This is a genomic window from Clostridium sp. C2-6-12 (assembly GCF_009928485.1).
Classification (GTDB): Bacteria; Bacillota; Clostridia; order Clostridiales; family Clostridiaceae; genus Clostridium.
On sequence record NZ_JAABNP010000022.1, the window covers coordinates 86,562 to 99,678 of the forward strand.

Genomic DNA, 13,117 nt, shown 5'->3' on the forward strand with positions numbered 1-13,117 from the left:
ATAGCCACTCTTTTTATTGGTGTAGATTTTTTCTTAAACTTTTTTGTAGGCTTTCATCCTAAATTCTTATTATTCTATTGGCTTTGATTATTAATTTAAAACTATATTATAGTAAATAACTTTATTATGCTCTGGTTAATGAAGCTATTTTCAATGCATATATTTAATTAGGGCTTATAAATATTTATTTATTTTTTTCAATCCAGCAAGAATTTTTTCTGGAAGTGCTGGAAGGTGTCTTATTCTAACTCCACAAGCATCATATATTGCATTAATTATAGCTGCATGAGGAGCTGATAATGGCATTTCACCAGTACCTGATGCTCCATATGGTCCAAGTGGTCTTGGAGTTTCTAGGTAAAGTAAATTTATATTATCAGTGATATCTTTTATTTGTGGTATACCACAAGCTGTCATAGTAGTATGCTTTTTAAGATCCTCAAAGTCTTCGGTTAATGCAAGACCAATACCTTGAGCAAGTCCACCAAGTATTTGACCATCAACCACAAGTTTGTTTACAATAACACCCACATCTGAAGCACATGTCAATTTATCAACATGAGCTTTACCAGTATCCACATCCACTTCAACTTCTGCAAGTAAAACTCCATACATATAAGTTGGGAATGGATTACCTTGTCCTGTTTCAACACTTGGAGCTGTACATGGTGCAGTCCATTTTCCTTCATATTTTAGAGGCTTATTTTCTGCAACCATTTCATCATATGTCCTATAAGTTCCATCTTCTTTTTTCATACCCTCAAGTAAATTTTCACAGGCAACTCTAGTTGCATTTCCTGTAAGAACATTTGAACGACTTCCACCTGCTGGCCCACTATTTGGAGTAAAATTCATGTCATTCAATACTAATTTTATGTCACTTGCATTAATTCCTGCTTTTCTTAAGGTTTCATATGCTATTGCTAAAGTTCCCATATCTGCCCCTTGACCATGATCTTCCCATGAGTTTCCAACTATTGCTCCATCTTTAGTAAGTTCAACCCAAGCTTCTGAAGTATCAGGACCATCAAGACCACATCCGTAAATTAAAAGTGATATTCCAGCTCCATATTTCTTGTGAATACTTGATTTATTTCTTTCTATAGCTGCTTGTTTTGCTGCTTTATAGTAAGGACGAATCATATCAAGCAATTGTGGAAGCACAATTACATCAGGTTCACATCCTGTTGGAGTTGTATCTCCTTCTCTATAAACATTATTATATCTGAATTCTAATGGATCAATTCCCATTTTAGCTGCAAGTTCATCAACCAATACTTCTGAAGCAAATAAACTTTGTGGTGAACCATAGCCTCTAAATGCTGAGCCCCATGCATGATTTGTAGAAACTGTTCTTCCTTGTCCTCTAATATTTTTAATTCCATATCCAGCACCCATAAATTGTGAGCCTCTAGTTGTTAGTAAATCACCAAATTCACAATATGGACCATGATCAACAGACCAATCTGTTTCTAAAGCTTGAATTTTACCATTTTCATCAGCTCCCATCTTTAAATGCATAAAGAATGGTGATCTCTTTCCAGTATAAGTAATTTGTTGATACATACTGAATTCAAGATATACTGGCTTGCCTGTCTCCATAGCAGCAACCCCAAGTAAAGCTTCTATAGTAGGGCTAAATTTATATCCAAAAGTTCCTCCTGTTGGATTTTGCACTATTGAAATTTTATCCATTGGCATACCAATACCATCTGCAATCATAAGTGCATGAAAATGTAGTGCTACGCTCTTTGAATGAATTACTAATTTTCCATCTTCATTAAAATAAGCAAATCCTACATCTGGTTCTATTGGAAGATGAGGTTGTCTACCTACGTAATAATCATTTTCAACAACATTAGGTAACTTTTCCATTAAAGGAGCAGTATCTTCCCCTTTAACAACTCCTGTTTCAAAATAAATGTTAGGTGTTCCAGGATGAATTTCTATTGCATCTTCTGCCATGGCTGCTGGCGCACTCATATATGCAGGCAATTCTTCAATTTCTACAACAACTTTTTTAGTTGCCTCTTCTGCATGTGTAGGTGTATCTGCTAGTACCATTGCAATTGCGTCACCAAATTGGAATATTTTCTTATCATTTAATATTGGTCTTTCTAATCCATCACCTTTATTGGATGGGAAAGCTAAACCATTAATTCTATTTGTTCCTTTTACATCCTTATAAGTTAAAACTCTATATACTCCAGGCATTTTTTCAGCTTCTGAGGTATCAATTGATATAATATTTGCATGAGAAACTGTAGCTTGAACAAGTTTTATATGAAGAGTATCTTCTGGAAGTTTTAATCCAAGATCAGCCCCAAAGTCCCAAGTACCTGTTACCTTTGCACATGCAGATGGTCTTATTGCTCCTGTTCCAAGCATACTTGCCCCTACTGAAAGCTTAGGCCATAGTTGCTCTCTTGTAACTTCTCCCCTCTTAAGTCTAGCTGCTTCCATTACTGCATCTACTAATGGCTGATATCCTGTACATCTACACACATTTCTGTTTTTTTGGAACCAATCTCTTACTTCTTCTCTTGTAGGATCACTATTTTCATCTAAAAGGGCCTTTGCACTAACTATAAAACCAGGGGTACAAAATCCACATTGTGCAGCACCATGTATCATCCATGCAAATTGAATATCATGTAAATCATCTTGCGTTCCAACGCCTTCAACAGTTATAATTTCAGCTTCATCAGGCACTCTTTTCATTTTAGTTATACATGATTTTACAACTTTGCCGTTCATTATTACATTACATGCACCACATTCACCTTTTCCACAACCCACTTTAGTACCAGTAAGAGACAGTTGTTTTCTTAAAACATCTGAAAGTGAAGTTTCTGGATTCACAATAATAGTCCTATTAACACCATTAATTTTTAGTACTTTTTTTAACATTTGAAATCCCCCTTAATTTTTTATTTAAAAAGGCATAACCTTAATTAAAGGTCATAACCTAATTATTACCACTTGCCAAAACTACAAGCTGGAAAAATACAAACTTTACAATTAAGACATAAGCTACCATGCCCAAGCCTTGTAATGTCTTGCCTTTTTATCCTCTCTCCTGCCATGATTTTAGGAAGTATAAGATCAAATACTGTTGTTTTGTTATACATTACACATCCCGGAAGTCCAAGAATAGGTATATCATTTTTATATGCAATTAAAAACATTGCTCCTGGAAGCACTGGTGCGCCATAAGATATAATCTCAGCTCCCGCTTCCCTTATTCCAGCTGGAGTAACATCATCAGGATCTACTGACATCCCCCCAGTCACAATAATCATTTCTACTCCCACTTCCAACAACTCGTTTACTGCATCTACAATCATGGTCACATTATCAGAAACGAGAATTTGTTTTATAACTTCACTGCCAACTTCCTCAATTTTATTTCTAATAACAGGTCCAAATTTATCTTTTATTCTACCTGTATAAACTTCACTACCGGTTGTAATTATTCCAACTTTCATGGTTTTTAATGGCTCTATCCAAATAATAGGACCTTCCTCTTTACAAATCTCGTCAATTTGTTCAATTTTTGATTTATCAATAAAAAGAGGTATTATTCTTGTTCCTGCAACAACAGTGCCTTTTTCTACTACAATGTCTGTATGTAAGGTGGCAATCATTGCTTCATCTAATACATTAATTTTTTCTAGCGCACTTATATTAACCTTTAGTAAACCTTTACAATTAGCTAATAAACTTACTTTGCCTTCTGCTGGTTCGCTAAATGCAATTTCTTTACCTGCTGCTACTCTTGCCATCCTTTCTCCAGCTTCGTTTTCATGAAGTATTCCTTCTTGCATTTCCCAAACATAAATATTTTTTTTACCTATATCCAACATTTTAGGTATATCTGCTTCTGTTATTATATGGCCCTTTTTAAATGCAACTCCTTTAAATTCTCCTGGAACAATTTTGGTTAAATCATGACACAATACCATACCTACCGCTTCTTCAACTGGAACAGACTTCATTTAGATTCCTCCTAACTGTAAACAAATTGTTTATTCAATTTTTAATAATTAGTTGGTTATAGTTAGACATAAGTTTTTTTAATTTTATTTGACTATAATATATTAAAAGCAATTTTTATGCCAAAACAGTAATGATATAAAAATTGCTTCTTAGTCCTCTATTTACTTAATCTCAATACTAAATTCAAACAACATTTATATTTAAAATATATAAACTGTTCTATTTCGATACAATTCATCAAACAATTATTGTTCCACTTCGGAACAGTGTTCTATTTTGGAATAATCAATTTTATATTTTTCTATTTTTCTATATAAAGTATTTCTTCCAATTTCTAACATATTTGCTGCTAAGGTCATATTTCCTTTAACATCTTTTAAAACTTTAATTATGTGCTTTTTTTCCATTAATTCTAAACTAATATTTTCACTTAAATTTGATTGGCTGATTCTTATTTCATCTACTTTATTATTTAGATTAAAATTGAATTCTTCAGAATTTACCACTAATTCTATTACATTTTCTAATTCTCTTACATTTCCAGGCCAATTGTAGCTTACAAGATAATTCATATATGCTTCAGGTATATTAATAATTTGCTTATTAAGCTTTTGGGATATTTTCTTCATGTAATAATTTACGAGTTCAGGTATATCTTCTCTCCTCTGTCTAAGTGGTGGCAGACATATTGGTATAACATTTATTCTATAATACAAATCTGTTCTAAATTTACCACTTTCTATTTCATATTTTAGATTTTTATTTGTAGCTGCTATTATCCTTACATCAATAGGTATCTCAATTGAACTTCCAATTCTAGTTATAACACCTTCTTCAATTACTCTTAATAATTTTGTCTGCATATCGATTGGCATTTCACCTATTTCGTCTAAGAAAATTGTCCCCCCATCAGCAATTTCAAATTTACCAGGATTTCCTCCTTTTTTAGCTCCTGTAAATGCGCCCTCCTCATATCCAAATAACTCAGATTCTATAAGAGAACCTGGAATCGCCCCACAATTTACTGCTATAAAGGATTCATCTTTGCGTGTACTATAATTATGTATAGCTTGTGCAAAAACTTCCTTTCCAGTACCACTTTCACCTGTTATTAATATTGTAGATTGGCTATCAGCAACTTTTTTAGCATAATTAACTATTCTTACAAAATTCTCATTCTTCCCAATAACTTGTGAAAAAGTATATCTTGCATGACTACATGATAATTTTTCAAAAGCTTTTTTACTCTTTTTTACCTCGTTAATTACTACAGTAATTTCTTCAATATTCATTTTTGAATCATATATTGGATATAACGTAAAGTTATATTGTAATTTATTAATTTTTGCATGAATATATATATCTTCATTAATTAGAGTATTTTTAACTTTTATATGTTTGATTATTTCCTCCCAATTTTGAATAAAATCAGAAATTTTTATTTTTACTATATCATCAGTAGTACATCCAAGCATTCCTATAGCCTGCTTATTCATACTTATAATATTACCAAATAAATCACAATTTAAAATTCCAGAAGAAATTGAATTTGAGGTGTTTTCCAAACGTTTTTGAGAAATTTCAAGCATTGAATTATATTTATTTATCTCAAGCATTGTCTCTATTGCATCAGTTGCTGCAACTACCATACCAAGAGTATGAGGATGTGCATTTCCCATATATCCAGTTAAGTTAATGACGCCAATAACATTTCCATTTATATCTTTAATTGGTGCTGCAGAACATGTCCATTTGTGATACGCTTCAATAAAATGTTCTTCTCCAGAAATCTGAACAGGTGCTTTTTCTGATATAGCAAGGCTCATTGCATTAGTTCCAATATGAGCTTCATCCATATATGCACCTTTAATCATTTTTAATTTTAAAGCTTCACTTAATATTTTTTCATTACCTAGTATATTTAATATACAGCCTTCACCATCACATAAGGTTGCAAAAAATTCCGATTTTTTCACAAAATTATATAAATGATTCATAAATGGAGTTGCTGCCTGAATAAGCTCATTATTTTTATAAAGTATATCTTGAAGTTCAATACCAAATACTATCTTTGTACTAAATAAATTTTTTGATGATATCCCCATTAATACAGATCTCTTTTGAGATTTTTCAATGTAATCTTCCATACGCTCTCATCCTTCTACTTATATGATACTTATTTCCCTTAGATAAAGTTTCATAATAAAAAATATTTTTCTAGCTTAGTAATAATTCTTCACTTCTTATACTGCATTGTAAATTAAGGTCATTATTTGTACTTTGATTATATTATAAACGTTTTCTTTTCTTATTACAAAGAGAACCCCCTAATATTGGTGAATAAAATACTTAATATAAACTATGTTAAACGTATTTTTTTAGTTTTATTAATACTATAGTTAATAAAAACTTCAATAGAAAACCACATATTAAATAGGTAATCTTTAATATGTGGTAAATCTAATTATATACTTTTTAAAATCTCTTATTTCTATTTAGCTGCTTTAAAAACATAATACCATGGTGTCATACCTCTTAATGTATAATCTCCTGATTTCCATTGCATAAACATATATTTAGTTCCATTGATTTCTTTTATTGTATATTGTGATGATGTTTTATCTTGACTATCCAAAATATATCCTTTTGTCCAAGTAACTGATGTAAGCGGACTTATTTTACTTGTTTCCCTTCCTTTCGCTTCAAATGGAGCCATCTTTCCATCTAAAAGAATTGTCATACTTATTAGAAACTCTTCTCCCCTCCATTGTTTTTCATCTGCTTTGAAATCATCAATGTTTTTAACAAAATCAACTACTTCCCATTTTCCTACTGCTTCTGAATCATCAACAAATGCATAATCAATTTTATCTTGTATTTTACTTTCAATAGCTGTGGTTGATGATGATGCATATACCTTTGATCCAGCCATAACTCCTGCTCCACTTAAGACTAAACCTACTGCTGCTAATGCAACCACTCTTTTAGTACTTTTTTCAAAATTTTTAATCATATTTCCTACTCCTATCTATTTTAATTTATTTGTTAATAATGTCTGTCATAGTGACAGCCATGGCGCCCTTATTTAAATATTTCTTTCTTGGTTATGTTTCTATAATAATGTACATATTTTAAGAAAACTTTTCTAAAACCTTTCAAAAACATTAAATATTTATATTACACAAAAAACTAATAATTAAAGCAGCTTTCACTCATATAAATAAGGCACATCTCAAAATAATAGATAAATATAACTCTCTATTATTTAGGGTTGTGCCTAAATACTTGATTAAAATAAATTATTAATATTTTCATTTGGTTGTTCATATAACCTCCCACTGGGATATTATATAAAGCTCATCATCTTCAAGTTTAGCTGTTATATTTCCATTCATCTTTTCAACAAGACTTTTAACTATAGATAATCCAAGTCCTACTCCCTTACCTTTTCTCACTTGATCCGCCATATAAAATCTATCAAAAATATGTTCTACATCTTCTTTTGCTAAAGTTGTACATGAATTAGAAATTGATAAAACCACCTTACCGCTTACTTCTTCTAAGTTTATTTTAATATCTCCTTCAGCGTATTTTAATGCGTTTGAAAGTAAATTATCTACAATTCTTTCTAAGCTGTCTTTATCTCCCATTATGAAAATAGGTTTATCAATAATGTTAATCATAGGCTCAAAGCCTCTACTTTCAAAAGATTCATAAAGAGCTAAAATTTCTTCTTGTAGAATATTAGTTAAATTTATTCTCTTAATATCTAATTCATAATCTTCACTTTCAACTGATGCCAAATCAAAAAAGTCATTTATAAGAACATTTAATTTATTAGTTTTATTTTTAAGCACAGCTAATGCTTCTTCTTTATCTATTTCATCATTTTCAAGTAATTTTAAGTATCCAATTATTGAAGTTAGAGGTGTCCTTAAGTCATGAGACATATTGGCTATTCCTTGTTTTAATGTATTTTCAAAAGCTATTTTTTCCTGTTCATTTCTTTTATAAAGTTCTAAGTATTCATTAATCTCACAAGCTAAATTTTCTATATCTTTATCCGCCATTTGAGTATTAATCTTTTTGTTTGTTTTTCTATCTTTGAAATCTTTGATTTGAGCAGTAATATCTCGTATTTGCTTTTTATAAGAACGTAATTTTATGAATATTATTAAAAATATAATTATTAAAATAATCAATATAATAGCTAATAAATTCATCTCACCCCTCCTAACTTGTGCGTATCTTTTCTTACAATATATATGTTCTAATTTACAATATCCTTCTGTCTTATAAACAATAGACTTCCTCCTATTGTCATAGAAAGCATTACAATTAATGATATTATACTTATTATACTATCTGCTTCATATTGAAAATTTACCAGAGGTCTAAGCCAAGGCATACAAGAAAATAAAACAAAACAATGTGATCCTACATTTTTATACATATAAATATAGCTACCAAAAATCATTATAGGTAAAACTAATGTTATGAAAAAGCTTCTTGTTATTATTGCAACTGCAGCAATTATGCTTATTATAGCTATACTAAACAATATTAAGCTGACTACTACAGAAAATAAATATAGTATAAAATCCCCATTTATCTTTCCACAAAAACCATATTTATTTGAGACATATGTGACTAATACTATTGTATAAATCAACTCTAAAAACAAAGAAAACAATATATATACTATAAGTTTACTTAGTATTAGTTTACTTCTTTTAAACCCATAACTAAAACTCCTAACAAAATTTCTATTATTAAAATCATTAACTATAAACATTTCACCAAATAACGCAAATAGAAAACTCCCCATTGAAATACGTTCATAAGCATATTGAATTGACATTGCTCCATTTTTTATTACATCATTGAATGTTGGATTCATTTCCCTATCTTCAATCCACATCTCTGTTAAAAACATGCCAAATATTACTGCCAAAAATATTATTCCAAGAAAATATCTACTTTTTCTTAATTTATACCATTCTCCTCTAATTAGATTGATCATTATATTCTCTTCCTTCCATACATAATCAATTTATTCACTTACATCTCTACAATTCAAGTTTTCTAGCTTTACTTTATATCCTTATATTTTATATATAATAAGCTTCCTCCAATTGTTATAATGAAAGTTATAACAGATGAAACTATACATAGTATAATTTCTATTTTTCTAGCAAACATAAATATAGCTGAATGACCAATGCAATATGGCAAGAAAAAAGCTAACTCTGATATAAATGGGTATGTATATGGATTCATTCCAATTATAAAAGTAATAAATATTATCATTGATGAAATAAGTGTGCAAAAATTACTTCTTGTTATTGTGGCAATCATAAAAATTATAGATATGGTTGCTAAATTATAAATTAATCCAATTGAAATTGTTCTAACTAAATACAAAATAGTATTAGAATCTAAATTACCAGATAAACCATAAAAATACGAAACATATATGATTAAAATTGTTGTATAAAGAAGTATCATTCCTAAAGATAATATCATAAACACTATTAATTTGCTTAATATTACTTTACTTCTTCTAAATCCATAGCTAAAACTTCTGTTTATTCCACCGTTATTAAAATCATCAACAATAAATGCTACACTTAATACAGCAAAAATAAAACTGCTAAATATAATAACGTTCATTACAAATGTAATTATATTCACTGTATTTATATCTCCAAACATTCTTTTTCCTTCATGCTCAAATTCAACTATTAACAAGAATCCAGCACATATTCCTAAAAATATCATTCCATTAAGGTATTTGCTTTTTATTAATTTATAAAACTCTCCTCTGATTAAATTAATCATTATTTTCCTTCCTTAAAAAATTAATTTATTTTTTATCCACAATAATATAAATAATAAAGAAGTTATTCACATAATTCTTCACTTATTACTTAACATCTTCCCTTTTTGTATATATTAAGCTCCCGCCAATTGTTATAACAAGTGTTACCAATGATGAAATTATTCCAATTATAATATCTGATGTTGGTGCAAATCTTGCTATTGCTGCTTCACCAATAATAAATGGGCATAAATATGCAACTATAACTGAAACAAAAGTTTGACTAACTAATATTGGAAATAATAGTGAAAATAAAATTGGTGAACAAATTGTAACCAATATATTCTTTGTAATTACTGCAATCATAGCAACTATAGATATTGTAGCCACATTATACAAAATTCCAATACCAATTATCCTAATTAAAGCTAGTATGTTTTCAACATCATAATCAAACCAATATGCTCTACCTGCATAGTAAAAAACAATTATTGAATAAATTAGTTCTATAAATAATGAAAATGTTATAAATACTATTAATTTACTTAAAATAACTTCACTTCTCTTATATCCATATATAAAACTTTTACTTATATTATTTTTTAAATCCCTAGCGATAAATTCCCCTGCAAATAAAGAAAATAAAAAACTTGTATATATGATACATGTAAATGGGTAATATATTGAATACATTCCTGAAGCAATTTCAGGATTTGCTCCAGCTAACCGATGTATATTATCATCATATTTACTCATTATAAGAAATGCAGAAACTAGTGATAATAAAATCATTCCAATAAAATATCTGCTTTTTCTTAATTTATAAAATTCACCTCTAATTAAATTACTCATCATTAGCATCTCCAACTAACTTAGTAAAATAATCCTCTAGAGATTCCCCCATATTCATTATTTCCCTAACTCCTATATTGTGTTTAGCTAGGGCCAAAGTAATCTTTTCTCCATCAAAGTCATCATAAATTCTTACAATATTATCTGGAAAAACTTCATAATCTTTTATACCAAGTTCATTTTCTAAAATAATAGAAACATTTGAAGAATCACTTGTTTTTAAATGAAGATAACTTCTACATTTATCTAAAAACTCACTTGCAGTTATTTCTTCAATTAATTTTCCATCATCAATAAAGCCATATCTATTGCAAATCTGAGTAAGCTCAGAAAGTATATGACTTGATATAAAAATAGTTGTTCCTCTTTCTTTATTTAATTTAAGTAAAAGTTCTCTTATTTCCTTTATTCCAATTGGATCTAATCCATTTATAGGCTCATCTAAGATTAAAAATTCCGGATCACTTATTAGTGCCATAGCAATTCCTAATCTCTGTTTCATTCCAAGTGAGAAATTCTTGGCTTTCTTCTTATCAATATCCTTAAGACCTACTGAATTTAAAGCTTCATCAATACATTTAGTTCCTGGTATTCCTCTTTGAATTCTAATAAGCTCAAGATTTTCTCTTGCAGTCATATTAAGATAAATTGCTGGCGAATCAATTAATGCACCTATTCTACTTCTTTCCTTTATAATCTCATTTTCTTCACTATGTCCAAACAGTTCTACTTGTCCTCCATTTGGAATTACAAGCCCTGTAAGAACTCTTATCATAGTTGTCTTGCCAGAACCATTTTTACCTACAAATCCATAAATATCACCTTTCTTAATATTTATAGATAATTTATCTAAAACTTTATGCTTTTTAAATATCTTTGTTATGTTACTAGCTTTAATAACATATTCATTCATTACTATATCCCTTCCTTCTCTAGCAAACATATTAAATGATTTACTTTCAGATTTTGTCTCCTCTTGTTAAGTGAAACTTTATTCAGGTGGGGTTTGATCCCCATCTGAATCTTAGTTGAACTTATCTAGGGTCGTGCCGCTGTTATCTCCCACTTATAGAAGTGAGAGTGTTACAGCGGCTAGACATCAGATAAATCTATTTTAACAATATCCTGCAATCTATAAGAAAACTTTACTAAAGTCTTTCAAAAAGCTTAAATCGTTAAAATTATCTTCTTAACTTATATCCCATTGCCCAAATTGTTTCTATATAATCTTCATTGTTACTGCTGGCACTACATAATTTATTTCTTAACCTGCTCACGTGAACATTTACTGTATTATCATCACCTAAAAACTCTTCTCCCCAAATACTTTCAAAAATATTAGATTTACTATATACCTTGTTAGGATTGGTTAATAATAATTCCAATATTGAAAATTCCCTTGCCGTTAAAGTAACCAATACTTGTCCCACTTTTACTATTTTACTTTCTATATTTAAAGTAATATCTTTATAACTTAAAATATCATTTTTCTTTTCCATATCTATAGAAAATTCTAAATATCTCCTTAAATTAGAATTAACCCTTGCAACTAAATCATCAGGATCAAAAGGCTTACAAATAAAATCATCTGCTCCTTTTTCCAATAATTCTAGTTTTGTCTTTTTAGCTGTTTTTGCACTTACTACAATAATTGGGGCTTTTGTTATCTCTCTGATTTTTAATATAACTTCTTCTCCACTAATCCCTGGTATCATTAAATCTAATAAAATCATATGCCATGTCTCATTTTCCAAACACATTAATGCTTCTGTTCCTGAAAAAGCTGCTCTAGCTCTATGCCCCTTATTTTCAAGAATGCTACAAATCAATTTATTAATATCATTTTCATCTTCAACCACTAAAATCTTAGCTCTTTTATCCATGTTTCCTCCATTTTGAACTGTATTTAAAATTCTATAGTTTTATAAGTTTATATAATCTAAAATTTTTTTCATCAAACAGGAAATTGTATTGGAAGTAATAACTAAGAGAAATTCTGTGAATTTCTAACCTAAACTCTCCACTCCTACTTTTTACTTATTAACAAATCCAAATTTATGAAGTTAATTAATTAGAACTTACACATATATCATAAATACAATTCCTTTATTCGCCATATATTTTTTCAATTTTGGTTTTACTGTAAAAATTATACTATAGAATTAAAACTTAAATCTTAAATAAATATTAATTAATATAAATACAAATTAATTTTCTTTATTTTATATAATACTTTATTTAAATATTCAAACTAAGTTTTTCTGATTTACTAGTTTGTTCATTCTATACTATAAACTTCATAATTAAATTTATTCTATTAGCAAAGTTAACTTTTTCTACTCATAACTATAAACTTTGCTGGAATCATCGTTCTAACTGTTTCTATTCTTTATAATCGAGTAGGAGCTAAATAATTATTTTATTTAGCGTCCTCTCACACCACCG

General features: G+C 29.1%; 10 protein-coding genes. All 10 read right to left on the reverse strand.

Going from position 1 to position 13,117, the window contains the following annotated elements; all coding sequences use genetic code 11:
- Nucleotides 1–174: 174 nt before the first annotated feature.
- Entirely contained in the window at nt 175–2,910 is a 2,736-nt protein-coding gene (locus tag GXK56_RS17645) for a molybdopterin-dependent aldehyde oxidoreductase (protein WP_160689803.1), read from the reverse strand.
- Nucleotides 2,911–2,975: 65 nt separating this feature from the next.
- Entirely contained in the window at nt 2,976–3,998 is a 1,023-nt protein-coding gene (locus GXK56_RS17650; RefSeq protein WP_160689805.1) for a molybdopterin-binding protein, read from the reverse strand.
- 246 nt (nt 3,999–4,244) lie between these two features.
- The gene (locus tag GXK56_RS17655; RefSeq protein ID WP_160689807.1) at nt 4,245–6,146 is read right to left on the reverse strand and encodes a sigma 54-interacting transcriptional regulator; all 1,902 of its coding nucleotides are present in this window, start codon (nt 6,144–6,146) and stop codon (nt 4,245–4,247) included.
- 344 nt (nt 6,147–6,490) lie between these two features.
- Nucleotides 6,491–7,012, reverse strand: coding sequence for a hypothetical protein (locus GXK56_RS17660; protein WP_160689809.1), 522 nt, complete (start codon nt 7,010–7,012; stop codon nt 6,491–6,493).
- 310 nt (nt 7,013–7,322) lie between these two features.
- The gene (locus GXK56_RS17665) at nt 7,323–8,222 is read right to left on the reverse strand and encodes a HAMP domain-containing sensor histidine kinase (RefSeq protein ID WP_160689811.1); all 900 of its coding nucleotides are present in this window, start codon (nt 8,220–8,222) and stop codon (nt 7,323–7,325) included.
- 47 nt (nt 8,223–8,269) lie between these two features.
- Complete coding sequence (locus tag GXK56_RS17670; protein ID WP_160689813.1) at nt 8,270–9,022, reverse strand: ABC transporter permease; 753 nt, start codon at nt 9,020–9,022, stop codon at nt 8,270–8,272.
- A gap of 68 nt (nt 9,023–9,090) precedes the next feature.
- On the reverse strand, nt 9,091–9,840 hold the full coding sequence (locus tag GXK56_RS17675) for an ABC transporter permease (protein WP_160689815.1): 750 nt from the start codon (nt 9,838–9,840) through the stop codon (nt 9,091–9,093).
- 85 nt (nt 9,841–9,925) lie between these two features.
- The gene (locus GXK56_RS17680; protein WP_160689831.1) at nt 9,926–10,672 is read right to left on the reverse strand and encodes an ABC transporter permease; all 747 of its coding nucleotides are present in this window, start codon (nt 10,670–10,672) and stop codon (nt 9,926–9,928) included.
- Complete coding sequence (locus GXK56_RS17685; RefSeq protein WP_160689817.1) at nt 10,665–11,585, reverse strand: ABC transporter ATP-binding protein; 921 nt, start codon at nt 11,583–11,585, stop codon at nt 10,665–10,667. The genes GXK56_RS17680 and GXK56_RS17685 overlap by 8 nt, the downstream gene beginning before the upstream one ends.
- A 268-nt stretch (nt 11,586–11,853) precedes the next feature.
- On the reverse strand, nt 11,854–12,555 hold the full coding sequence (locus tag GXK56_RS17690) for a response regulator transcription factor (RefSeq protein WP_160689819.1): 702 nt from the start codon (nt 12,553–12,555) through the stop codon (nt 11,854–11,856).
- Between the last annotated feature and the right edge of the window lie 562 nt (nt 12,556–13,117).